We start from the raw sequence: 22,277 nt of genomic DNA, 5'->3' as shown, positions 1-22,277 counted from the left end.
TTCATGTCGCTCGACGCGAAAACGGTCACGCGCATCGCCAGATTGGCGAGAATTGGTCTCGAACCGGGAGAGGTTGACGCTCTCGGCAAGGAGATGGGATCCATCATCGACTGGGTGGAACAGCTTAACGAAGTGGACGTCACGGATGTGCCTCCCATGATCGGCACGGGCCTTGCCAAGCCACGTCTGCGGGAAGACCGCGTCACGGACGGCAATCGCCGTGATGACGTGCTTTCCAACGCTCCGGACCGTGAAGGTCCGTTCTACACGGTTCCGAAGGTAGTCGAATAATGTCCAGCATGCATGATTTTACGCTGGCTTCTGCCCGGGATGCCCTCAAGGCCCGCAAGATTTCCGCCGTTGAACTGACGAATGCTCATCTTGATGCCATCGAGCGTCTGGACGGCCGCCTCAACAGCTTCATCACTCGCACGCCTGATCAGGCTCGTGCAGCCGCCAAGGCTGCCGATGAGGTTCTGGCGAAAGGTGAGGGCGGACCGCTAACGGGCATCCCCCTCGGCATCAAGGATCTGTTCTGCACGAATGGCGTCCGCACCACTGCTGCCAGCAAGATCCTGGGCAATTTTGTCCCCCCCTACGAAAGCACGGTCACGTCCAACCTGCTTCGTGACGGTGCAGTCTTTCTGGGCAAGCTGAACCTTGACGAATTCGCCATGGGCTCCGCGAACCTGACTTCCGCTTTCGGTCCGGTTGAAAACCCGTGGAAGCGCAATGGCTCTGATGCCAAGCTGGTTCCTGGTGGCTCTTCTGGTGGCTCTGCCGCAGCTGTGGCTGCGGGTCTGGTCCTGGGCGCAACGGGTACGGACACAGGCGGTTCGATCCGTCAGCCGGCCGCCTTCACAGGCATTGCTGGTATCAAGCCGACCTATGGCCGCTGCTCCCGCTTCGGCACGATCGCTTTCGCAAGCTCGCTGGATCAGGCTGGCCCGATGGCTCGCAACCTTCAGGATTGCGCGATTCTTCTGAAATCCATGGCAGGTTTCGATGAGCGGGATTCCACAAGCGTCGATACACCTGTTCCAGACTACGAAGCCGCTCTGACACGCGGCGTCAAAGGCCTGCGCGTTGGGATTCCCAAGGAGTATCATGCTCCGGGAATGCCTGCGGAAATCGAGGCACTTTGGCAGCAGGGCATCAACTGGCTGAAGGCGGCCGGCGCGGAAATCGTCGATATTTCTCTGCCGCACACAAAGTACGGTCTGCCGACCTATTATATCGCAGCACTGGCAGAAGCCTCGTCCAATCTGGCTCGCTATGATGGCGTCCGCTTCGGTGAACGCGTCAATGGTTCCTCGCTGGATGCACTTTACGAAGCCACCCGTGCAGCAGGCTTTGGCGAGGAAGTGAAGCGTCGTATCCTTATCGGCACGCACGTTCTGTCGTCTGGCTATTACGATGCCTATTATCTCCGCGCGCAGAAGGTCCGTACGCTGATCCAGCGTGACTTCCTGAACGCTTACGAAAATGTGGACGTGATCCTGACGCCGACCGCTCCATCCGGCGCCTTCGCACAGGACGAGAAGCCAACCGATCCGGTGCAGATGTACCTCAACGACGTCTTTACTGTCCCAGCGAGCATGGCAGGCGTTCCGGCTCTGTCCGTTCCGGCCGGTCTGGACGCACAAGGCGTTCCGCTTGGGCTTCAGCTCATCGGCAAGTTCTTCGACGAAGAAACACTGATCGCCGCAGGTCACGTCATCGAACAGGCTGCGTCCTTCACCCACAGACCCGCCATCCATGCAGGAGTGTCGGCATGAGCTATCGTATCACCGGCAACACCGGCGAATGGGAAATCGTCGTCGGGCTGGAAGTTCATGCCCAGGTCATCAGCAATGCCAAGCTGTTCTCCGGCGCATCCGCCTCTTATGGTGGCGAGCCAAACACGCATGTCAGCCTGATTGATGCAGGCTTTCCGGGTATGCTGCCTGTTCTGAACCGGGAATGCGTTGCGCAGGCAGTTCGTACGGGTCTTGGTCTGAATGCACAGATCAATCTGTTCAGCCGCTTCGATCGCAAGAACTATTTCTACGCCGATCTTCCAACCGGCTATCAGATCAGCCAGTTCGCCCATCCGATCGTGGGTGAGGGCAAGGTGCTGGTCGATCTGGCAGACGGAACCACGCGTGAAATCGGCGTCACGCGCCTCCATCTGGAGCAGGACGCAGGCAAGTCCGTCCACGATCAGGACCCGACACGCTCTTTCATCGACCTGAATCGCGCAGGCGTGGCGCTGATGGAAATCGTCAGTGAGCCGGACATCCGTTCGCCGGAAGAAGCTGGCGCCTATCTGCGTAAACTTCGCCAGATTCTGCGCTACATTGGGACTTGCGACGGCAACATGGAAGAAGGCTCCATGCGTGCTGACGTCAACGTCTCTGTACGCAAGCCGGGCGAAGAAGGATATCGCACCCGCTGCGAGATCAAGAACGTCAACTCGATCCGCTACGTCATGCAGTCAATCGAAGTCGAAGCACAGCGCCAGATCGAGATCTGGGAAGCGGGCGGCGAAGTCGATCAGGAAACACGTCTGTTCGATCACGTCCGCAGCGAAACACGTTCGCTTCGCTCCAAAGAAGACGCGCATGATTATCGCTACTTCCCAGACCCGGATCTTCTGCCGCTCGTCATCGAACAATCCTGGGTTGATGAACTGAAAGCTGCCCTCCCGGAACTGCCAGAAGCCAAGCGCGAACGTCTGGAGCAGGACTACGGTGTCAGCCGTTATGAAGCCAGCGTCCTGACCGCAGAACAGGCCGTCGCAGACTTCTACGAGACTGTTGCGAAGGGGGCAGATGCCCGTCTGGCCACGAACTGGATGCTCGGAGATTTCTTCGCAGCCCTGAACCGGACTGGCCGTTCCATTGAGGACAGTCCAGTCAGCGCAGAAGGCCTGCGCGAGCTTCTGGCTCTGATTTCGGACTCCACGATCAATGGCAAGATCGCCAAGGAAGTCCTTGAAGACATGGTAGAAACCGGCGAATCGGCTTCCGTAATCGTTGAACGCAAGGGGCTGCGTCAGGTCACGGATACCGGAGCGATCGAAACGTCTATCCGCGAAATCCTGGCTGCGAATGCCGATAAAGTTGCGGAATACAAATCCGGCAAGGACAAACTGTTTGGCTTCTTCGTGGGCCAAACAATGAAGGCCATGAAAGGAAAAGGTAACCCGGCTCTGGTCAACGAAATGCTGAAAAAGCTTCTTTCAGAATAAGACGTAAAAAAAGTGTCTTGGGGGGTTTGACGGCAACGCCGTTCCCCCCTAAGAACGCTCCTGCAAGCGCGATACAAAAAATCGCGTTTTAGCGCGGAGGGGTGGCCGAGAGGCTGAAGGCGGCGGATTGCTAATCCGTTATACGATGTAAGTCGTATCGTGGGTTCGAATCCCATCCCCTCCGCCAGTCCTAATTTTTCCTAAGAAAAATAAGCACTTAATCAAAAACAAAATTACCTCAGGTTAACGCTACGTCACTGCTCTAGCGTCATCTTTGCGGCACCCTGGAGAAATTGAAGAATCGTTGATTGAAGTGCCATTGTCCTGATTTTGGACTGCAATCAGTAGGCATTGATGGTTCTGGGCGATGACTTTCACTCTGCATCTAAGGCTAGAGTAGGGAACGTTATAGCCTTGTTTCTAAATTGGGCCGCTGACCTGCTCCAGAAACAGAAAGCGGCGCATGTTGTAAATGATATTGGCCCGTCCGATCCCCATGATGGCATAGGCAATACCCGCGTCCGGACAAACAGTCCCGTCTGTGCTTTGCGTTCAACAAAGACTTGATCGACCCGGGACCGAATGACCGATTTTCCAGTATTTAATCTCTGGACGTGTCAGGGCATAGGCTTGAGATGGGGCTTTTTCCTGTAAACCTTTGGAACAAAACCCTGCCTTTCTATGAAGGCTTCATTGGCTTTTGACTGATAGGTCGTGCCGGCCCAGACATCCGATGCGGTATTGCTGCTATCGAGCAGTCCTTCTTTCAATCTCATACCATCACTGGAGGCGGCACCTGTGGCCTTTCATTTTTAGATCAGCCGGAAACACTTCAGGTCGGTATAAATACACGTTCATAGCCAAAGAAGGGGATGGCAACAGCCTTCTCCAGATCAGGCCCTCAAACTTGTCTGTAGGGCGACGCGAGCACTCATAGGAAAACGTGCAGAATTCGGAAGGCTTGCTCCTCCGTCATGCGTGAAACGGGCGCAGATACAATTCCAAGTACACCTTCAAAGATAGACAGAATTGTTTTCAGAGCAGATACAACCGTACCGGCGTTCTCCAGGATCGAGCCAGGAAACATAGATGATGCCTGAGATACAGCTACTCCAAGCAACGAAGAGACATTCTGTAAATCTGCCAAAATGGAATCAATCTGACTCTTAAAAGACGTACTGTCATAAGTAATTGTGACGTTCGAGCCTGCTGCATTTAAAAATGCAGTCAAAGCATTCTGTAGCGTCAATCCAGCAGTTTCTATTGCTGTTACAGATGAGGTGCCAATCGCTGAAGCTACCGCATCGATAGATAAGATTGTTGTTACGGCATTAAGGCCTGCAACTCCATAAGCTTTGACTTTTGCAACGTTCAGCGTCACGGTCGTTACATTTCCAGAGCTTGTGATCGTGCATGCCCCTAACGTACCGAGAGCAGATCCTGCCGCAAGGAATTTAAGAAAATCTCTGCGATTATTAATCATTTAATTCTCTTTTAAATAAAACATTTAATATTTTTAAGATACAATCTATCAACAACTCAAATAACCATCAGAAAAATTCATTGATAGCTGTTTGAAGAATTACTTATTAACAAAAAGAAATTGCGTTCATTAAAGAAAAATCCCTGTCAATCAAAGAATATCGTCTGGCCTAAAATTAAAAGTAGGAAACACTTATTTTTCAGTGTCAGAAATGCAAATTCACTGCTCTTAAAGGCTAACAAATTGACACCAAGCGTCACACGGAATGTCTTGATGGAGCAAGTCAGCCAGCCTATAGCAAAGCTAATTAACAGCAGTATGATATCTGGTCTCGCGCCAATTCCACTCTCTAAAACGTCACTACGAAATATATTTTTTCGAGGAATAATTCACACTGTCTTTCGGTGGAAACTTCAATCCGTTCGAGGTCTTTCGCGATCTCTGGGAACTGTTAAAGGCGCTTTATCGCCTGATGCTTTATCTCTATCATCTTTTGACAGGTTTTCCCCCGCAACATTAAACCAGATGAGACGTTATCGTCGGCCTGCTTATATCCGGCCGGCCTTTAACGGAGAAACATCATGAGGTTCCATCTGCTCTTGGGGCCCGTACTGCTTGCCCTGTCTTTGACAGCCTGCGTCGACCATCACCACCATGACCGGACAGACCGAACGCACTGGCGCCAGGGGGATACACCCGGACCATACTCAGGCTACAAGCAGAACCGGTGGACGGCACCACATAACTGACATCGGTTTTTCTAATTCTGGCGCCAGGCCAATCGGACAGGCGCGGCCCTGTAAGACATCAGGTCCCGGCCGCGGCCTGCGCCAGACACATTACTTCCAGAATTTTCGGGTCGCCTGATGACACGAGGTGGGGGCCCATAAACGACACGTCCTACCTCTCCCCCCTGAATTCTCTGCGGGGCCGGAATAGGACGAGGATAAGCATATTGGCTCTGGCTGGGTGCATGCCACGTCGGTTCCGGCATAAGGACCCTGGGGCCTGTGCCCGTCATGACAACCTGAGGCAGGAAGTCAGGGGGTCGATAAGTATCAGGCTTTCCATTCCAGACCGCCATCACATGCTGTTCGTATTCAGCACCTAAAGAGGGGGTCAGTGAATGATAGGCCGCAGTAGCAGCCGGCCAGTCGTGAAACTGACTGAAAAGATTTCTTAAAAACAGAGCTCCATAACGAGCATTTCTGAATGGATCGAACGCCTCTTCAAGCGAAGCGAACGCGTCAGCATGGTGATGCAGGTTGATCTGCATGCACCCTACATCAATCGAAACGATTCCTGCCCGCCGAAACTCTTCTACTGCGGCAATAGCGTCTGCTTTTGAACCGTAAAAATATCCCCGTCCTGCGGCATTGACCGTCCAAGGCCATGCTACGACCTGACCCGACAGCGGATCGCGGCGACCACTTTCCACACGACTGATAGCGTTTAACAATCCAGACGGAATAGCTGTATTTCGCTCGGCATCAGCAACCGCCTCGTGACAAACAGCGCCCGCCACATCCCAGTCATTAGCATGCCCCAATTTCGGCAAGCCCAGAACAATGCAGAAGAGCAGGAGAAGCGTTTTGCCGGTCATAATGCTCTATATGACCGGGAAATATGAAGAAACGCTTACCAGATCAGGCGTTATTTCTCAGCACAGGCGCACAGGCCTGTTCAAGCCAACCCAAAACATCCGCTTCAACATCAGGTCCAACACGCGTCAGAACTTCAGCATGATAGGCGTTCAGCCACGCCAGTTCAGCATCATCCAACAACGTCACATCAATAAGTTCGCGGTCAATCGGCGTATAGCTCAAGAGCTCGAACTCGAGGAAAACACCCTTGGCGCCATGATAAGCTGATGGCTTTACGAGCATCAGGTTTTCAATACGAATGCCATACCTACCCGGCTCGTAATATCCGGGTTCATTGGAAACGATCATACCCGCTTCCAGGGCCGTTGGCCGAGGGGCAGGGGAAATGTTCTGCGGCCCTTCATGAACTGACAGATAACTGCCAATTCCATGACCTGTCCCGTGATCGTAATCCAGTCCGATTTCCCACAGCGCAGCACGCGCCAGAGTGTCCAGACGATGCCCCGTTGTACCGGGGGGGAAGCGCACGCGCGAAAGCGCAATATTTCCCTTCAGAACACGCGTGAAATTCTCTTTAATGCTCTGCGGAGCGGCATCAGGCCCGATCCATAGCGTGCGGGTAATATCCGTCGTCCCGAACGGATACTGACCACCGCTATCAATCAGATACACACTGTTTTGCGCCAGAACCCGGTCTTTGCCGACTTCCGCACGATAATGTGGGTACGCGCCATTCGGTCCCGCCGCAGAAATCGCGTCAAAGCTCTGCTCCCGATAATCAGAAGACTGGGCACGAAAGCCGTTCAGACGGTCGACCAGATCCGTCTCACGTTGACCGGCTGCTGAGCTAGACAGCGAATGCAGGAACCTCGCCATCGCAATCCCGTCCAGCTTATGCGCCCGGCGTGACCCTTCCTGCTCCACACCGTTCTTGACGGCCTTGGGCAAGGTGCACGGATCATTACCATCCACAACCTTGGCGCCAACAGCTTTCAGGGTCGTTTCAAACCACACCGGCGTCGTCACCGGATCAAGCCGAACAGCCTTGCCCGCCAGCGTACTCAGACGCTCTTCAAGCAGCTCCGGCGTATAGACTGCAACATCTGCACCTAGAACATCGACCAGACCGCTCTCAAGGCGAGCAGGATCTGCAAACAGTTCTGCCCTGCCATCAGCATGAAGAATACCATAGCCGTGCGCTACAGGGGTGAGGGGCACATCATTCCCACGGATGTTCAGCAACCACGCAATAGAGGTACAATCCGCGAGCACAACGGCATCCTGACCCGAACGCATCAGGAATGCAGCAAGACGCTCCCGTTTGCTCGTACTGCTTTCCCCTGCAAGCGCCAGCGATTGTTCAACAATAGTGCTCGCCGGAGCGGAAGGCTGATCCGTCCAAGCCTGATCAATCGGATTAACCGTCAGTGGAACCAGTTCAACGCCCGGCGCAGCCCATGCGGCCAGCATGGAACGACTGACCAGCTTCGGATCGTAGCCAACCCGCAAACCGGCTGCTTTCTCCGCCAGCCAATCCGAAGCCGGTTCCAGCGTCACATGTCGCCGCTCCCATAGCTCATGCGGAACCTGCTCTTCCATCTGAACCGTATAACGACCATCGGAAAACACAGCCGCTGCGTCCGGCAAAAGAACTGCAAGACCCGCACTTCCCGTAAAACCCGTCAGCCAGGCAAGACGATCAGAGCAGGGAGCCACATATTCCCCGAGATATTCATCTCCACGAGGAATAATGAAGCCTGAAACTCCCAGCGCCTCACAGGCCTTGCGAACAAGGGCAGGGCGCTCATTCAGGGGAATGGAAGAAACGGTCATGGAAAATCCTTTTCCGGTTCGAATACTGCCTCAAGGCAGAGTGTCATGAAGAGAAGGTCGAGCCAGCGCCCGCCTTTTCGCCCGACCTGAGGTAAAATACCGCTGTTCTGAAAACCAAACTGGCGATGAAGAGCAACCGAAGCCTCATTACCAGCCGTAATACCAGCCACCATGACATGGAAACCGGCCTCTCTGGCATGATCGATCAATCGGGCCAACAACATGCGCCCGAGACCTCGTCCTTGATGCTCGACATCCACATACACTGAGTGTTCGATCGTCTTGGCGTAGCCCTCGAAGGCGCGAAAAGCCCCATAGGAAGCATATCCGCAAACGTCTCCGTTTTCGCTCACAGCCACGAACACCGGGAAGCCCTGAACCAAGCGATCCGAAACCCATTTCTGACGCTGCTCCAGCGTGAATGGTGTGCTGATCCACAAGGCATCCGTATGGGCAATCGCATGATTCGTGATCCGCAGAATTGCAGGCAGGTCCTCATCCTGAACGCCTCGGATCACGAACACCATTATCAGCCTCGCTTGCGCAGGATCAGTGTCGCCCAGTCGCCTTCACGCAAGAGCCGCTCAAGAACAAGCCCCTGACGGCGATGTGCCGCCAGAACCATATTGGCCTGTGTGTAGAGCAGACCCGCCAGAATGGCGGTACCGTTCGGAGCAAGATTCAGGGCTAGAGACTGTGCCATCCGGCAGAGCGGGCGCGCCAGAATATTAGCAAACACCAGATCGTACGGCGCCTTGACCCGCACCTGATTGGTATTCCAGCCATTGCCAAAGCGGCAATCCAGCAAATTACCCTGGCCATTCAACCGGGCATTGGTCTTCGCCGTCCGAACAGACCATGGCTCGATATCCACTGCCAGAACGGGACGATGTAGCAGCTTGGCTGCCGCCATGGCCAAAATGCCCGATCCACATCCCATATCCAGAATGTGCCGAGGCTTGCGGTAGGCCACCATTTCCAGAGCGCGCAGACAGCCCCGCGTCGAGCCATGTTCACCCGAACCAAACGCGATACCCGCATCCAGCGTGATGGTCAGGCGGGACTGGTCCGGGGCACCATGCAGATGCGTGCCGCGAATGGCAAAACGCTTGCCAACATTCTGCTGCGGAAAGGACTCATACGTCCGCGCCAGCCAACCCTCAGCCTCGGTCGCTTCCCGAACAAGTTCAGCATCACACCCCGTCAGAAGCCGAGCCACAGCCAACGCGCTTTCAAGCTCGTCTTCCTTATAGCCAATGTCTTTAACGCCTTCGAGACGCCAGTATTTCTGCTCGTCATCAGCCTCGAAAATACCAACGGTCTCGCAGACGCACATCAGAACCTGCTCGAAGAGAGGAACGTATTCCTCCTCCACCGTAATGGACAGGGTTTCAAGCGCACTGGCATGGCGTCGGCCAATGCTGCGGGGTGCCATCACGATCTGATCTCCACGAAATTTGCCATGACGCGCTTGATGCCGCCATTTTCAAAGTTGATTTCAAGCCGGCTGCCATCCACCGCAATCACGGTGCCCTCGCCAAACTTCTGATGAAAAACCGTCGCTCCAACCGGAACATTCGCCGGCGGCTGCACATCCGTGACGCGGGGGCGAGGGACCTGAGACATCCCGGAAGGACGGGTGCTCGTAAAAGGCCCGGACGCAAACATGGACGGCGCCGCTGCAGCCTGCCGCCGGCTTTCAAGAGACTGCCCACTTGTCTGAACGTATTCGGACGGAATTTCTTCGATAAACCTGCTCGGCATCGACGCCTGCCAGTTCGCGTAAATCCGCCGACTGGCCGCGTGAACAACGATGGCCCGAAGCCTCGCCCGCGTCAGCCCGACATAGGCCAGACGCCGTTCTTCTTCGAGCGCCCGGTTCCCGCCTTCATCCAGAGACCGCTGAGACGGGAAAACGCCTTCCTCCCAACCGGGCAGAAACACCGTATCGAACTCCAGCCCCTTGGAACCATGTAACGTCATGAGACTGACCTTATCGTCGGTCGTCTCGCTTTCCGTATCCATGACAAGCGCCACATGCTCCAGAAAACCTTCAAGCGTCGCAAACTCACCGATCGCACGCAAAAGTTCACGGATATTATCGAGCCGCCCCGGCGCTTCCACAGACCGGTCATCGCGCCACATCTGCAAATAACCGCTATCCTCAAGAAGCTGCTCGACCGCCACAACCTGACCTTCCGTCTCCAGCGTCGCTTTCGCACGCTGGAACGCTTCCATCAGACTGGTCAGAGCCTCCTTGGACTTTCCCTTGAGCGCGCCCTGTTCAATCTGCGTCAGAACAGCAGCCGTCAACGGGCCGGGCAGGGTGCGCGCCAGCCCATGCAGCTTCTGCACCGCGACAGCACCCACACCACGCTTGGGAACATTGATGATGCGCTCGAACGCAAGATCATCAGAAGGCTGCGACAGAACCCGCATATACGCCAGACAGTCCCGGATTTCCGCCCGTTCATAAAACCGCAGACCGCCAACAATCCGATAGGGGACACCTATCGTCATCAGGCGCTCTTCGAAGGGCCGCGTCTGAAAACCGGCCCGCATCAGAATAGCCATTTCGGACAAGGGGTGCCCATCGGCATGGAGACGTTCAATCGCTCCGCCGACAATCCGGGCTTCCTCATCGGAATCCCGAACACCGATGATCTGCACCTTCTCGCCCTGCGCGTCCTCGCGTCCTGGTCGAAGTGTCTTGCCTAAACGCCCTTCATTATGAGCAATCAACCCCGCAGCAGCCGCCAGGATCTGCGCCGTTGACCGATAGTTCTGCTCCAGCCTTACGACCGCTGCGCCCGGAAAATCCTGCTCGAACCGCAGAATGTTCTCAACCTCGGCCCCACGCCAGGAATAAATCGACTGATCGTCATCCCCTACGCAGGCAATGTTGGACGGACCATGCTCGCGCTTCGCCAGCAGACGCAGCCAGAGATACTGGATCGTGTTGGTATCCTGATACTCATCCACAAGAATATAGCGGAAGATGCGGTGGTACTGCGCCAGCACGTTCGGCTGGGACCGCAGGATCTCCACCATGTGCAGCATCAGATCGCCAAAATCGCAGGTATTCAGTTCCCGCAGCCGCACCTGATAGGCCCGATAGATCGCCAGCGCGTGCCCATTGGCAAAATCGGTATCTTCAGCAGGCGTCACGCGATCCGGCGTCAGCCCACGGTCTTTCCAGCGCTGGATAATCCCCATGAGCTGGTTTGGCGGCCAACGCTTCGTATCCAGCCGAAACGGCTCCATGATCTGCTTCAACAAACGAAGCTGATCGTCCGTATCCAGAATATTGAACCCGCTCGTCAGGCCCACATATTCCGCATGCCGCCGCAACATCCGCGCGCAGATGGCATGAAACGTGCCGAGCCATAGCCCTTCGGCCGGCTCGCCAAGGATCGCCCCAACACGCTCGCGCATTTCCCGCGCCGCCTTGTTGGTAAAGGTCACGGCCAGAATCTGGCTCGGATAGGCACGGCCAGTCAGAAGCAGATGGGCAAACCGTGTCGTCAGAACGCGGGTCTTTCCCGTTCCTGCACCAGCAAGGATCAAAAGCGGGCCTTCGGTAGTTTCGATGGCACGTCTCTGCTCCGGGTTCAGACGGGAGAGATAGTCGGGGGTGGGGATGAGAGGGTCTTGCGGCACACTCCCGATATAGAGTGTGATGCTCCTATGGCCAACACATCATCTTCCCGGATTGACCTGACACGCGGTACTGGGCCGCAGGGACATCGCGCCCGGATGCGGACCCGCGTCGAAACCAACGGTGCCGAAACCCTTGCGGATTACGAACTTCTGGAAATGCTGCTGTTCCTGGGGATCCCGCGCAAAGACACGAAACCTCTTGCCAAGGGCCTCATCAGCCACTTCGGAAGTCTCATCAACGTCTTCCGTGCGCCAACGCGGGATCTGCGAAATGCCGGCCTGAACGACGATACCATCCGAGCCCTTCGTCTGCCATCAGTCGCCGCAGAACGCCTCGCTTCAGCGGAACACCGTGAACGCCCCATTCTGGGAAACTGGCCCCAACTGACAGAGTACCTTGAAACAGCACTGAAAAGCGCAGTCGCCGGACAGCTTCGCGTTCTCTATCTGGATAACCGCAACCGGCTCCTCGCTGATGAAGCTGCCCCCGAAGAGGAAGATATTACTTTCCTGAACCGCGCCATCGCCATTCGCGCCCTGGCTCTGCACGCTACAGCCATCATCGGCGTACACGTCCAGCCCGCCCTGAGAGCACCAGCCCTCTCAACAGCCGCACGAACATTGGAAAACGCTCTCAGGCCACTCTCCATTGTTCTGCATGATGTCCTTATCAGCACCAAAACAGCAACTCTCAGCAGCCTCAGACAGGAAGGCCTTCTGTAAATTTCATCCCCGCATGGGCGGGGAACACGTTCAGGCCAATGCTGTACGGATTTGTCATTGCGGTTCATCCCCGCGTGTGCGGGGAACACGCCCTAGTCGGACGAGGGATCAGGCACGGCGATGGTTCATCCCCGCGTGTGCGGGGAACACACGAATGAGAGTTCGGACACGGTTCTGTCGTTCGGTTCATCCCCGCGTGTGCGGGGAACACGCATCAAGTGTCGGAACATTGAAACCAGCCGCCGGTTCATCCCCGCGTGTGCGGGGAACACAGGTCAGGCAGATTGATCCCTTTGCGGGCATACGGTTCATCCCCGCGTGTGCGGGGAACACATTGTCGGTAAGGTGTACGGACGCCGTACAGTCGGTTCATCCCCGCGTGTGCGGGGAACACATCATGCCGGTTCTGAATTGCGCGCCATTTTGCGGTTCATCCCCGCGTGTGCGGGGAACACTCTTCCTGTTAGATAGCTGTTTTCCAAAGGAAAAACAGCCCTCGAAAAATCTACCGATTTTTTAAGCTTTTTTGAGTGCCGATGCTACCTTGATCTTCTGCGCCTTACAGTGCCAGAAAAACAAATGACTAATGCTCCGGCCTCTGATGATGGGTTTGCTGAATACTCAGGAAAAATCCTTTTCCAAACCGTACCATTTTCCATCAGCCCACAGCCGACAAACAACGAGCATATTCCGCCCCCTGTCGCCCTTCTGAGCGGGCGGGGACGGCGCCTGGACGATGACACTCTGTTACGCCTGATCGTTCAGATTTTTACGGGCCGTAAAGAAAAAGTGGACACCCTCGTTCCAGCACTTCTGGAACGCTTTGGTTCGGTGGCAGCCCTGCTTTCCGCCAGCAATCGGGAACTCGCAGGCATCAGGGACATGGGTAACCACATGGTTCCCATGATCCGCGTCCTGCAGGAAGCAGCGCTCCGGTATAACCGGGAACGGTTACCAACGGCCGATTTGCTCGATAGTGAGCAGAAGCTGCTCGACTATCTGACAGCCCGGCTTGCCCGTGAGAATATTGAACAATTCCGCATTCTTTTTCTCAACGAGCAGCAAGGCCTCATTGCAGATGAGGCTCAGGCCCGCGGGACCGTCAACCATACCCCCGTTTATCCAAGAGAAGTGGCCAGACGCGCTATAGAGGTAGAAGCAACCTCTCTCGTTCTGGTGCACAACCACCCTAGCGGCGATCCAACGCCCTCACAGGCCGATATCCAGATGACCCAGCAGGTTCAGGCTGCGCTGGAAGTGGTGGGCATTCAACTTACGGACCATCTCATCATCGGAAATGGCCGCCATACCAGCTTTCAGCGTACAGGCCTGCTCTAGAACTGCTTCAGCCTCGTGGGGGCAGCAGACCTTCCAGCGCCAGTTCACCCGGCAGGGCACCACGAGGAAAAATCGTATTAACGTGCCCCATCTTCCGGCCCGGTCGGGCTTCACGTTTTCCGTACAGATGAAGCGATGCGCCATCCGTTGCCAGAATACCCGTCACGCGCGCCATATCTTCCGGACCAACAAGGTTGTGCATGACGGCATCTGAATGACGCCGTGCAGGCGGTAGAGGTAACCCGGTCACAGCGCGGATGTGCATCTCAAACTGGTCGATCAAACACGCATCCATCGTCCAGTGCCCTGAATTATGCGGGCGAGGAGCAATTTCATTCACCAGAAGCTGACCATCGGCTCCATGGAACAGTTCCACCCCCATGATGCCTACAAGTTCCAGTTCCATCGCAATTTTCATCGCGATCGCCTGAGCTTCCTCAGCCACATCAGGCATAATCCGGGCAGGTGCGAGAGTGACATCCAGAATACCGTTTCGATGACGGTTTTCGACCGTATCAAAACACCGGACAGTCCCGTCAATACCACGCACGACCATGACGCTCAGTTCACGCTGGAAATCAATCATCTTCTCGGCAACAAGAGGGTAGGGAAGATCTGTCAGTGCAGAAAGCGCTTCCGCACTCTCAACGCGGAACTGCCCCTTGCCATCATACCCAAAACGCGTGGTCTTCAGAAGGAGAGGAAAACCGAGTTCTTCCAGAGCCTTCAGGTCCTCCGGGCCAGACACAGCCTTCCAGGGAGCAAGTGTAATCCCCGCTTTGGCCAGACGCGTCTTTTCCAGAATACGATCCTGACTCACACGGAGGATTTCGCCTGCAGGGCGAACAGGCCGATGCTTCGCCAGAAGCGATAATCCTTCGGCGCTAATATTCTCGAATTCAAATGTGATGACATCACAACGAGATGCAAATTCTTCGAGAGCCGCTGGATCATCATACGAGCCAATCGTCGCAGAAGCCGAAACTTCGATTGCAGGACTCGTCGGAGCAGGGTTCAGAATATGAACGCGATAGCCCAGCTTGGCCGCAGCCATGGCTGACATGCGGCCGAGTTGCCCTCCGCCAATAATCCCAATCGTGCTCCCCGGCTCAAATACGGCGTTCGTCTGCACTGTCATTCGACTGGTACGTCCGCAACCGCAGCCGTCTGCGTGCCGCGCCATGCGTCAAGCCGCGCCGCAAGTTCAGGATCAGAGAGAGACAGAATAGAGGCAGCCAGAAGGCCAGCATTTTTCGCGCCCGCCTTGCCAATTGCCAGTGTTCCCACAGGCACACCACCCGGCATCTGAACGATGGACAGAAGACTGTCCTGTCCCTTCAGGGCGTGGCTTTCAACAGGAACTCCCAGAACAGGCAAAGAGGTCCATGCCGCACACATACCTGGCAGGTGGGCAGCGCCGCCAGCGCCCGCAATCACCACATGCAACCCACGGCTCCGGGCCGTCCGGGCATAGTCGGCAAGACGGTCAGGCGTGCGGTGCGCGGAGACAATCCGACGTTCATGGGCGATACCGAGTTCATCCAGAATATCGCAGGCATGCCTCATGGTTTCCCAGTCAGACTGGCTTCCCATGATGACGCCAACGCGCACGGCGCTCTCGGCTTGAAGGGTCTCGCTGGAAGAAAGGATCTGGCTCATCAGGCAATGTTATCCGGAATCAGACGGGTCTCGATCCAGGAAATCTCGTCTTTAAGCTGCAACTTGCGTTTTTTGAGACGCTGAAGCTGGAGCTGGTTGAGGGGATGGTCCACCAGACGCTCAATGACTGTATCAAGATCGCGATGCTCGCTCCGCAGTTCGTGGAGGCGTCTGAGCATGGCATTATTGTCAGTCATCATCGCTGTCAGTCCCGGAACTCTGTCTGGGCATGATGGAGAACTGAAGTCGTTCCGTCCACCATCATGTCTCCATATCACAGGCAAAAAGGCAGAGGTTGTTTCCAGCCCATGCCAATAAAAAAGGATGCAGCCCCATCCGGCACTGCATCCCCATCGTCTGACTTAGAGAGCTTCGTCTTCGTGGGCGTCAAACGCGCTGACAACTGGCAGGGTATGTCCCTCACGCGCAAGACGGTCATTAGCCGCTGACACAGCAGCATTGAGATCCATCTGCGTGCACAGCCCAAGAATAACCGGATCGCGGGGCTTGATGTTGGCACTATTCCAATGCTGGCGATCACGCACCTTGATGATGGTATCCTTCGTCGTGCCAAGCAGCTTGACGATCTGGGCTTCCGTGAGTTGCGGGAATTGACGAAGGATAAACGCAATCGCATCCGGCCGATCGTTACGTCTCGCAACCGGCGTATAGCGGGCCCCCTTGGCACGGCGCTTGACCGGGCTTCCGGAAGACAGAATCTTGAGCTTGGCGTCAGGGTTGGCTTCACAGCGCTTGATTTCAGCTTCGGAAAGCTGGTGATTCTTGACTGGATCGTAGCCATTGATGCCGGCAGCAACTTCGCCATCAGCAATCGCCTGCACTTCAAGCGGATGCATGCCGCAGAACTCAGCAATCTGTGTGAATGTCAGGCCGGTTTTTTCGATCAGCCAGACGGCCGTGGCCTTGGGCATCAAAGGCAGAGTCATGTCAGTGCGTTCCTTGTGGGGCGCTTCAGGGGCCCGCGAAAGCGCAGGCACCGATTGGCGTACCCGGAGAGGAGAACTGAAAGCCCGCTCGGGATATAATCGCGGCACCTGCTGGATGCGCGGCGATAATGGAAACGATATGGGGCACCATCCGGCCTCCGGTCAAGGTCGAAACGGCAGGACTGAACAAAAAGCAGCCCTGCCTCCCGTCGTCATGCCGCCTGATGTGACTCAATATGACAATGCTGGGCTTCATGCGAGACCGTCTGGGACGATGCCGCAGTAACAATGGGGATACGACGTGGCCTTGCAGTTTCCGGCACAACCTGCCGAACAACAATCGTCAGCAATCCATTCCGCAATTCAGCTTCATCAATCTCGGTATGATCCGCTAACACAAACCGGCGCTCGAATGCGCGCGTCGCAATGCCGCGATGCAGCCACTCGCGTTCACGGTTGCTCTCAGGCACTCGCCCGCGAATGACAAGCGTGTTCTCTTCCTGAAGCACCTCGACATCTTCCGGCCCAAAACCGGCAAGCGCCATGGTCAGAGCGTAATCCGTCTCAGCCGTTTTTTCGATATTGTAAGGGGGGTAGCTCGGCATGGCCTGAGCATTGGCAGCATTTCCGGCCATGCGGGCCAGACGGTCAAAGCCGATTGCGCTGCGAAACAACGGCGTAAAGTCGTAGGACATGGAAACCTCCTTAAGGCAGGGTTCATCTGGCGCAGTTCCCAAAGAGGCGAACCGCGATTGGTCTATCGGTCACGACCCGAAAGGCGTCATGACCGATATTCCAGATGGTACCTGTCCTGCGACGCTTCAAGAGGCGCGCATGGAGGCAGACAAGCTTACTTGCGGGTACCGATACCAGCGAAGCGCTTGTTGAACTTGGCAACCTGGCCTCCGGTATCGAGCATACGCTGCACACCCGTCCATGCCGGATGGGACTTCGGGTCAACGTCCAGACGCAGGGTGGCACCCGGCTCGCCGTAGCAGGAGCGGGTCTTGTATTCGGTGCCATCGGTCATGATGACGGTGATTTCGTGGTAGTCGGGATGGATGCCGGATTTCATGAATTCTCTACTCCAGGAAGAAAGCTCCGATACCGACCGGAGCGAATCATGAGGCGCGTATAACGGAAAGTCCTACAGGATGAAAGCAGACTTTACGGGATCGCCTGAGTCCGTTTATTTCTGGGCTGATGCAGGCATAACTTTTCAGGCCTGCAACCGCGTCTCTGCGGCTCCCCCAAGAAAGGTTTTTTATGAGCGAAACGAAACACGCCCTGCACACTCTGGGCTGGGTCAGCGATTTCCAGAAATTCATCATGCGCGGCAATGTTCTGGACCTCGCCGTCGGCGTGATCATCGGTGCAGCGTTCACAACCATTGTGAACAGCGCCGTCAAGGACGTCCTGACGCCGTTCATCGGCCTTCTGACCGGCGGTGTTGACTTCTCTAACCTGTTCATCACCCTCAAAGGACCGGTTAAGGACACCCTTGAAGAAGCCCAGAAGGCTGGTGCCGTCACCGTCAACGTCGGTGTTTTCCTGAATGCCGTCATCCAGTTCCTGATCGTTGCGTTCTTCATCTTCTGGGTCGTGCGCCTCATCGGCAAGCTGCACCGTAAGGAAGAAACTGCTCCAGCAGCTCCGCCAGCACCCACAAAGGAAGAAGTCCTTCTGACGGAAATCCGCGACATCCTCGCCAGCAAGGCGTCCTGATGTCTCGGCAGGCCTTTCCCGGAACGACCTTCATTCAAAGAATGAGCATTTTTGTTCTGATGACAGGCCTGCTTGCAGGATGCGTGGCACGTCCGATGGAAGGCGTGCCACCATCCCCAAATGCCCGCTTATATGCCTATCTTATGGCTCACGGCATGGCGCGCGGAGCATTGATGGGAGGGCGGATTACCGCCCGGAATGTTCCAAAGCTGATCTCTCTGGATCATGATGCCCAAAAAGCCGTTCTGAATGCGATGCGCTCTCAGACATCTGCGGAAAACCGAAAGGCGGATGCTGCAATCGCAGCACTTCTGAGCAGCTTGTCGAGTTAAACAGCCAGACCTCTGAAACAAAAAAAACCGGCCCTTATGGAGCCGGTTTTTTTTGTCTCAAAATTCTGGAGAAAAGCTCATTCCGCTTCGGGAGTGGAGCCCCCCTTACGCAGACGCTTCTCCCCCATCAGCAGCAGGAGTGGCGCCGCAATGAAGATGGAAGAAGACGTCCCGACCACGATACCAAACAGCATGACAGTCGCAAAACCCGTCAGGGTACTGCCACCAAACAGCGCCAGAGGTAGAGCCGCCAGAAACACCGTCATGGACGTTCCAAGCGTACGGTTCAGCGTCTCATTGATGGAAAGATCCAGAAGCTCCCGCAGCGGCATCGTGCGATATTTGCGCAGATTTTCCCGGATCCGGTCATAAACCACGACCTTGTCATTGGTTGAATAACCAAGAATCGTCAGCAGGGCTGCCACCATAACCAGATCAAATTCGAAACGTGTGATGGCCAGAAAACCAACCGTCTTCGTCAGATCAAGGATGAGCGTGATAACCGCGCTGATGGCGAACTCACGCTCAAAGCGGATCCAGATATAAGCCAGGATCATCGCAAGACTGAAACCGAGCGCCAGCAGACCATCCCGGAACAGTTCGGAAGACACGGAAGCACCAACGGCATCCGCCCGCAAAACTTGCGTTCCAGGCTCAGCAGCGGAGATGGCAGTCTTGACGCCATCTACAAGCTTCTGCGTCTGAGCCTCCCGGTCAGCACCTTCAGGTGCATTGATCGAGATCCGTACATCACGCGGAGAACCAAAAGCCTGCACGGCATCCGGATGGATACCTGCCTTTTCCAGAGCAGAGCGCAGTTTACCAAAGTCAGCCGCACCAGGCGTCTGAGCTTCAACAATGATGCCACCCCGGAAATCCAGACCAAGCTTCAAACCCGGCTGAAAGAACAGAATAACAGACGCAATGGAGAGAACCGCCGAAACGATAAGCCCCATGTGACGGCCACGCATGAAATTAATGCGCCGATCGTCACGGACAAAACGGAGTAGGGGACGTGACAGCATGACGTTCAGACCGGCAGTTCTTTGGGACGGGCAAGGGCATACCACCGCACGACAAGGAAGCGTGACAGCAGCAGGGTCGTAAAGAGGGTCGTCACGATACCGATCGTGATGGTCAGAGCGAAGTTTCGCACCGGCCCCGTACCGAACACGAACAGCATGACGTGAGCCAGAAACGCCGTGGCGTTACTATCCACGATCGTGCTGGTCGCACGTTCGAACCCGGCCTGAAGAGCCTGCAACGGCCCACGACCACGCTTCACTTCCTCACGGATACGCTCGTTGATCAGGATGTTGGCATCCACCGCCATACCCAATGTCAGAAGCATACCCGCCATACCCGGTAGCGTCAGCGTTGCCTGGAACAGCGAGAGGATCGCCACCATCAGGATCAGGTTCGCAAACAGGGCGATATCAGCATACAGACCAAAGCGTCCGTAGAAGAGCACCATGAACACAACAACCAGCAGGAAGCCCACACCCAGGCTGATGATACCGGCATGGATAGAGGCTGCACCAAGGCTCGGACCAATCGTCCGCTGTTCAATGACGGCGAGCGGAGCGGGAAGGGCACCAGCACGCAGCAGAAGGGCAAGGTCAGACGCACTATGCGCATCAAATCCACCCGTAATCTGGCCGCTTCCAGCCGTGATCGGGTTGATGATGTTCGGAGCCTCAATAACCTTGTTGTCCAGAACAATCGCAAAGCGTTTGCCGACATTCGCGCGGGTCGTGTTCGCAAAAGCTGTCGCGCCAGCACTGTTAAGCTGGAACGTGACAGCCCAACCACCACTCTGCTGATCAATAACAGCACCAGCGTTCGTCAGATCTGTTCCATCAACATCGACATGATCCTGAACAGCAACCTGAGAGTGCGTGCTGATATCCTCAAGCATCGTTGAGCCGGGGCTTGCGACGCTGGGATTGGGCGCCAGCAGACGGAATGTTAGACGAGCAGTCGTTCCTAGAAGGGTCTTGATCCGCTCCGGATCACTCACGCCCGGCAGTTCCACGACAATCCGGTCATCACCTTCACGGGCAATACTCGGATCAATCGCACCCGTCGCATCAATACGACGACGCACGATCTCAATGGACTGAGCCACAGCATCGCGGGCACGGGCCAGCATGGCGTCATGCTGAAGCGTCAGGACAATGCGACCATTCGCTTCTGTGACATGGAACTCATCCGGCACAACAACTGGAAGATCCTGCATGGTCTTCAACGCTGCAGCACGCTCATCATCTGAACGCGGCGCAAAGCTGAGACTGGCGGTCTGATCGTCCTTCTGAAAATCCCGGTAACCGAGAGATTTATCCAGAAGGGTCTGACGCGCCTGATCCTGCAGGGACTGCAAACGATCATGCTCAAGAGACTTCAGATCAAGCTGAAGAAGCAGGTATGACCCACCTCGAAGATCAAGGCCAAGATGGATCTGCCGCCAGGGCAGGGACGGCGTGGGGGCACGCATGAAATTGGGCAGACACAGCAGGAGGCCGATCAGGCAAACGCCTGCGACGCCCAGCAGTCTGAGCCGGCTGTAATACATCATAACGGGTCGAGATGTCCTCGGCGGGTTTGGACGGTTCGAGTTTCTTGCGCGGGACCATGCCGCTTCCGCAATGCCGATGCAACCTTTCACCAACATTGTTCGCCCATTCCGGACCTGACGCCTTTGCGAAGGCGCGGCGGGCTGGTAATCCTGTCACGCATGAACACTCGGCGACAGCTTCGGGTCGGCATCGTCGGTGCCGGTCATTTCGGGCGGTTTCACGCTCTCAAGTCAGCGGCAAATCCGGCTGAACATCTGGTGGCGCTCTTCGACCCTGACCCAGCTAGGGCGGCGTTGGTTGCCCATGAAGCAAAATGCGCGCTTGCCCCCACTTACGAGGCACTCCTGGCGGACGTCGAAGCCGTCATCATCGCAGCCCCAGCCGAGTATCACTTCAAACTCGCCAGCAAGGCGCTTGAAGCTGATCGTCATGTTCTGGTGGAAAAACCGATCGCAGCAACGCTGGATGAAGCATACCAATTGGCGGAAGTCGCAGCGAGAACAGGGAAGGTTCTTCAGGTCGGCCACCTGCTTAGGTATTCCGCAGAACACAAAGCTATTACAGAACGGATCACAAAACCCCTCTACATCGAAGCGACCCGCATCGCGCCCTTCAAACCACGCGGCACAGACGTATCAGTCATTCTGGACCTGATGATCCACGACCTAGATCTCGTTCTGGCGATTGTAGACAGCCCCATCGCTGCCATTGACGCTATCGGTGCCGCGGTTTCGAGCGAGCATGAAGACATTGCGAATGCGCGTGTCCGCTTCGAAAACGGTTGCGTCGCCACGATTACGGCAAGCCGAATTTCCTTGAAAACAGAACGTCGTATGAGACTTTTCTCACAGGACGGATACCTGTCTGCTGACTTCATGGAGCGCAAACTGAGCTTTATCGGGCGTGAACGTGGCCTGCCGCTTCCAGGCACCGGAGGGTTCCGGCGAGAAGCCATTAGTTGGAACGATCATGATAACCTGACCGTCGAACATCAGGCTTTTGCAACCTCATGCCTCGAAGGCACTCCGGTGCTCGTAGACGCACAGGCTGGCATCCGGGCGCTGGATGCCGCGATCCGCGTCACGGAAAGCATTCATGCCTCCCGCAAAACCATGGAGCTTTCAGGTCTTATCCCTGCGATGGATTAGACCTGAAATTACACTAA

At 55.8% G+C, this 22,277-nt stretch carries 23 protein-coding genes, 1 tRNA gene, 1 pseudogene and 1 CRISPR repeat array; of the genes and pseudogenes, 10 read left to right on the top strand and 15 right to left on the bottom strand.

Annotated elements, in window-relative coordinates; genetic code table 11:
• The first annotated feature begins 3 nt into the window (after positions 1-3).
• The 4 genes from gatC (at position 4) to HKD32_RS07755 (ending at position 3,419) form a co-directional block, all read left to right on the top strand.
• On the top strand, positions 4-291 hold the full coding sequence (gene gatC / locus HKD32_RS07770) for an Asp-tRNA(Asn)/Glu-tRNA(Gln) amidotransferase subunit GatC (RefSeq protein WP_023942393.1): 288 nt from the start codon (positions 4-6) through the stop codon (positions 289-291).
• Entirely contained in the window at positions 291-1,778 is a 1,488-nt protein-coding gene (gene gatA / locus HKD32_RS07765) for an Asp-tRNA(Asn)/Glu-tRNA(Gln) amidotransferase subunit GatA (protein ID WP_061933014.1), read from the top strand. Before gatC ends, gatA begins: the two co-directional genes overlap by 1 nt.
• On the top strand, positions 1,775-3,232 hold the full coding sequence (gatB, locus tag HKD32_RS07760; RefSeq protein WP_061933016.1) for an Asp-tRNA(Asn)/Glu-tRNA(Gln) amidotransferase subunit GatB: 1,458 nt from the start codon (positions 1,775-1,777) through the stop codon (positions 3,230-3,232). The genes gatA and gatB overlap by 4 nt, the downstream gene beginning before the upstream one ends.
• A gap of 95 nt (positions 3,233-3,327) precedes the next feature.
• Positions 3,328-3,419, top strand: a tRNA-Ser gene (locus HKD32_RS07755).
• A 233-nt stretch (positions 3,420-3,652) separates the two neighbouring features.
• On the opposite strand, the pseudogene HKD32_RS15205 reads toward HKD32_RS07755, so the two are convergent.
• Positions 3,653-4,038: pseudogene (locus HKD32_RS15205) on the bottom strand (IS5/IS1182 family transposase); the annotation flags it as partial.
• Positions 4,039-4,163: 125 nt separating this feature from the next.
• Positions 4,164-4,715 (bottom strand): twin-arginine translocation signal domain-containing protein, encoded by a 552-nt coding sequence (locus HKD32_RS07750; RefSeq protein ID WP_061933018.1) that lies wholly within the window; start codon positions 4,713-4,715, stop codon positions 4,164-4,166.
• A 581-nt stretch (positions 4,716-5,296) separates the two neighbouring features.
• Here HKD32_RS07750 and HKD32_RS07745 point away from each other — a divergent pair.
• The gene (locus HKD32_RS07745) at positions 5,297-5,464 is read left to right on the top strand and encodes a hypothetical protein (RefSeq protein WP_167347224.1); all 168 of its coding nucleotides are present in this window, start codon (positions 5,297-5,299) and stop codon (positions 5,462-5,464) included.
• A gap of 11 nt (positions 5,465-5,475) precedes the next feature.
• Here the strand turns inward: HKD32_RS07745 and HKD32_RS07740 are convergent, their stop codons facing one another.
• Genes HKD32_RS07740 through HKD32_RS07720 form a run of 5 tightly spaced genes read right to left on the bottom strand, consistent with a single transcriptional unit; the run spans position 5,476 to position 11,812 of the window.
• Entirely contained in the window at positions 5,476-6,318 is an 843-nt protein-coding gene (locus HKD32_RS07740) for a transglycosylase SLT domain-containing protein (protein WP_061933020.1), read from the bottom strand.
• Between the two features lie 43 nt (positions 6,319-6,361).
• Positions 6,362-8,152 (bottom strand): aminopeptidase P family protein, encoded by a 1,791-nt coding sequence (locus HKD32_RS07735; RefSeq protein ID WP_061933022.1) that lies wholly within the window; start codon positions 8,150-8,152, stop codon positions 6,362-6,364.
• Positions 8,149-8,679 carry a GNAT family N-acetyltransferase gene (locus tag HKD32_RS07730; protein WP_061933024.1) on the bottom strand — a complete coding sequence of 177 codons (531 nt, stop codon included), beginning with the start codon at positions 8,677-8,679 and terminating at the stop codon, positions 8,149-8,151. The genes HKD32_RS07735 and HKD32_RS07730 overlap by 4 nt, the downstream gene beginning before the upstream one ends.
• A gap of 2 nt (positions 8,680-8,681) precedes the next feature.
• Positions 8,682-9,587, bottom strand: a complete 906-nt coding sequence (locus tag HKD32_RS07725) for a 50S ribosomal protein L11 methyltransferase (protein ID WP_061933026.1) — start codon at positions 9,585-9,587, stop codon at positions 8,682-8,684.
• The gene (locus HKD32_RS07720; protein ID WP_194257810.1) at positions 9,587-11,812 is read right to left on the bottom strand and encodes a UvrD-helicase domain-containing protein; all 2,226 of its coding nucleotides are present in this window, start codon (positions 11,810-11,812) and stop codon (positions 9,587-9,589) included. The genes HKD32_RS07725 and HKD32_RS07720 overlap by 1 nt, the downstream gene beginning before the upstream one ends.
• A 27-nt stretch (positions 11,813-11,839) precedes the next feature.
• Between HKD32_RS07720 and HKD32_RS07715 the strand changes: the two genes are divergently transcribed.
• Both HKD32_RS07715 and radC read left to right on the top strand, forming a co-directional pair.
• Positions 11,840-12,535: a JAB domain-containing protein gene (locus HKD32_RS07715; protein ID WP_010501652.1), complete on the top strand. Its 696-nt coding sequence runs from the start codon at positions 11,840-11,842 to the stop codon at positions 12,533-12,535.
• Positions 12,536-12,990: direct repeats of the CRISPR family, unit length 28 nt; unit sequence GGTTCATCCCCGCGTGTGCGGGGAACAC.
• Between the two features lie 124 nt (positions 12,991-13,114).
• Positions 13,115-13,873 carry a RadC family protein gene (gene radC / locus HKD32_RS07710; protein WP_194257809.1) on the top strand — a complete coding sequence of 253 codons (759 nt, stop codon included), beginning with the start codon at positions 13,115-13,117 and terminating at the stop codon, positions 13,871-13,873.
• Between the two features lie 7 nt (positions 13,874-13,880).
• Here the strand turns inward: radC and HKD32_RS07705 are convergent, their stop codons facing one another.
• From HKD32_RS07705 to rpmE, 6 genes are all read right to left on the bottom strand, one after another.
• On the bottom strand, positions 13,881-15,011 hold the full coding sequence (locus HKD32_RS07705) for a 5-(carboxyamino)imidazole ribonucleotide synthase (protein WP_194257808.1): 1,131 nt from the start codon (positions 15,009-15,011) through the stop codon (positions 13,881-13,883).
• On the bottom strand, positions 15,008-15,532 hold the full coding sequence (gene purE, locus HKD32_RS07700; protein ID WP_010501649.1) for a 5-(carboxyamino)imidazole ribonucleotide mutase: 525 nt from the start codon (positions 15,530-15,532) through the stop codon (positions 15,008-15,010). The genes HKD32_RS07705 and purE overlap by 4 nt, the downstream gene beginning before the upstream one ends.
• Positions 15,532-15,732 (bottom strand): YdcH family protein, encoded by a 201-nt coding sequence (locus tag HKD32_RS07695; RefSeq protein WP_007281975.1) that lies wholly within the window; start codon positions 15,730-15,732, stop codon positions 15,532-15,534. The genes purE and HKD32_RS07695 overlap by 1 nt, the downstream gene beginning before the upstream one ends.
• A gap of 162 nt (positions 15,733-15,894) precedes the next feature.
• The gene (locus tag HKD32_RS07690; RefSeq protein WP_010501648.1) at positions 15,895-16,479 is read right to left on the bottom strand and encodes a DUF1013 domain-containing protein; all 585 of its coding nucleotides are present in this window, start codon (positions 16,477-16,479) and stop codon (positions 15,895-15,897) included.
• A gap of 212 nt (positions 16,480-16,691) precedes the next feature.
• Positions 16,692-17,174, bottom strand: a complete 483-nt coding sequence (locus HKD32_RS07685; RefSeq protein WP_194257807.1) for an Hsp20 family protein — start codon at positions 17,172-17,174, stop codon at positions 16,692-16,694.
• Positions 17,175-17,329: 155 nt separating this feature from the next.
• Positions 17,330-17,554, bottom strand: coding sequence for a 50S ribosomal protein L31 (rpmE, locus tag HKD32_RS07680; RefSeq protein ID WP_007281980.1), 225 nt, complete (start codon positions 17,552-17,554; stop codon positions 17,330-17,332).
• Positions 17,555-17,745: 191 nt separating this feature from the next.
• Between rpmE and mscL the strand changes: the two genes are divergently transcribed.
• Both mscL and HKD32_RS07670 read left to right on the top strand, forming a co-directional pair.
• Positions 17,746-18,204: a large-conductance mechanosensitive channel protein MscL gene (mscL, locus tag HKD32_RS07675; RefSeq protein WP_194257806.1), complete on the top strand. Its 459-nt coding sequence runs from the start codon at positions 17,746-17,748 to the stop codon at positions 18,202-18,204.
• Complete coding sequence (locus tag HKD32_RS07670) at positions 18,204-18,536, top strand: hypothetical protein (RefSeq protein ID WP_194257805.1); 333 nt, start codon at positions 18,204-18,206, stop codon at positions 18,534-18,536. The genes mscL and HKD32_RS07670 overlap by 1 nt, the downstream gene beginning before the upstream one ends.
• Before the next feature lie 77 nt (positions 18,537-18,613).
• On the opposite strand, the gene secF is transcribed toward HKD32_RS07670, so the two are convergent.
• The gene (gene secF, locus HKD32_RS07665; RefSeq protein WP_062016049.1) at positions 18,614-19,561 is read right to left on the bottom strand and encodes a protein translocase subunit SecF; all 948 of its coding nucleotides are present in this window, start codon (positions 19,559-19,561) and stop codon (positions 18,614-18,616) included.
• Between the two features lie 5 nt (positions 19,562-19,566).
• Positions 19,567-21,108 carry a protein translocase subunit SecD gene (secD, locus tag HKD32_RS07660; RefSeq protein ID WP_026017428.1) on the bottom strand — a complete coding sequence of 514 codons (1,542 nt, stop codon included), beginning with the start codon at positions 21,106-21,108 and terminating at the stop codon, positions 19,567-19,569.
• Positions 21,109-21,270: 162 nt separating this feature from the next.
• Between secD and HKD32_RS07655 the strand changes: the two genes are divergently transcribed.
• Positions 21,271-22,260, top strand: coding sequence for a Gfo/Idh/MocA family protein (locus HKD32_RS07655; protein ID WP_194257804.1), 990 nt, complete (start codon positions 21,271-21,273; stop codon positions 22,258-22,260).
• Positions 22,261-22,277 lie beyond the last annotated feature (17 nt).

Origin of the sequence: Gluconobacter japonicus (assembly GCF_015244665.1) — a bacterium.
In the GTDB taxonomy this organism is placed as follows: Bacteria; Pseudomonadota; Alphaproteobacteria; order Acetobacterales; family Acetobacteraceae; genus Gluconobacter; species Gluconobacter japonicus.
This window is presented reverse-complemented; position numbering and strand designations above follow the sequence as displayed.

Bases quoted from the DNA above. Each gene is read 5' to 3' on its own strand.
- gatB (WP_061933016.1), top strand. From the start codon at position 1,775: ATGAGCTATCGTATCACCGGCAACACCGGCGAATGGGAAATCGTCGTC.
- HKD32_RS07705 (WP_194257808.1), bottom strand. From the start codon at position 15,011: ATGACAGTGCAGACGAACGCCGTATTTGAGCCGGGGAGCACGATTGGG.
- secD (WP_026017428.1), bottom strand. From the start codon at position 21,108: ATGTATTACAGCCGGCTCAGACTGCTGGGCGTCGCAGGCGTTTGCCTG.
- HKD32_RS07740 (WP_061933020.1), bottom strand. From the start codon at position 6,318: ATGACCGGCAAAACGCTTCTCCTGCTCTTCTGCATTGTTCTGGGCTTG.
- HKD32_RS07725 (WP_061933026.1), bottom strand. From the start codon at position 9,587: ATGGCACCCCGCAGCATTGGCCGACGCCATGCCAGTGCGCTTGAAACC.
- mscL (WP_194257806.1), top strand. From the start codon at position 17,746: ATGAGCGAAACGAAACACGCCCTGCACACTCTGGGCTGGGTCAGCGAT.
- purE (WP_010501649.1), bottom strand. From the start codon at position 15,532: ATGAGCCAGATCCTTTCTTCCAGCGAGACCCTTCAAGCCGAGAGCGCC.
- HKD32_RS07745 (WP_167347224.1), top strand. From the start codon at position 5,297: ATGAGGTTCCATCTGCTCTTGGGGCCCGTACTGCTTGCCCTGTCTTTG.
- HKD32_RS07685 (WP_194257807.1), bottom strand. From the start codon at position 17,174: ATGTCCTACGACTTTACGCCGTTGTTTCGCAGCGCAATCGGCTTTGAC.
- HKD32_RS07690 (WP_010501648.1), bottom strand. From the start codon at position 16,479: ATGACTCTGCCTTTGATGCCCAAGGCCACGGCCGTCTGGCTGATCGAA.
- radC (WP_194257809.1), top strand. From the start codon at position 13,115: ATGACTAATGCTCCGGCCTCTGATGATGGGTTTGCTGAATACTCAGGA.
- HKD32_RS07655 (WP_194257804.1), top strand. From the start codon at position 21,271: ATGAACACTCGGCGACAGCTTCGGGTCGGCATCGTCGGTGCCGGTCAT.
- secF (WP_062016049.1), bottom strand. From the start codon at position 19,561: ATGCTGTCACGTCCCCTACTCCGTTTTGTCCGTGACGATCGGCGCATT.
- gatC (WP_023942393.1), top strand. From the start codon at position 4: ATGTCGCTCGACGCGAAAACGGTCACGCGCATCGCCAGATTGGCGAGA.
- HKD32_RS07695 (WP_007281975.1), bottom strand. From the start codon at position 15,732: ATGATGACTGACAATAATGCCATGCTCAGACGCCTCCACGAACTGCGG.
- rpmE (WP_007281980.1), bottom strand. From the start codon at position 17,554: ATGAAATCCGGCATCCATCCCGACTACCACGAAATCACCGTCATCATG.
- gatA (WP_061933014.1), top strand. From the start codon at position 291: ATGTCCAGCATGCATGATTTTACGCTGGCTTCTGCCCGGGATGCCCTC.
- HKD32_RS07715 (WP_010501652.1), top strand. From the start codon at position 11,840: ATGGCCAACACATCATCTTCCCGGATTGACCTGACACGCGGTACTGGG.
- HKD32_RS07730 (WP_061933024.1), bottom strand. From the start codon at position 8,679: ATGGTGTTCGTGATCCGAGGCGTTCAGGATGAGGACCTGCCTGCAATT.
- HKD32_RS07750 (WP_061933018.1), bottom strand. From the start codon at position 4,715: ATGATTAATAATCGCAGAGATTTTCTTAAATTCCTTGCGGCAGGATCT.
- HKD32_RS07735 (WP_061933022.1), bottom strand. From the start codon at position 8,152: ATGACCGTTTCTTCCATTCCCCTGAATGAGCGCCCTGCCCTTGTTCGC.
- HKD32_RS07670 (WP_194257805.1), top strand. From the start codon at position 18,204: ATGTCTCGGCAGGCCTTTCCCGGAACGACCTTCATTCAAAGAATGAGC.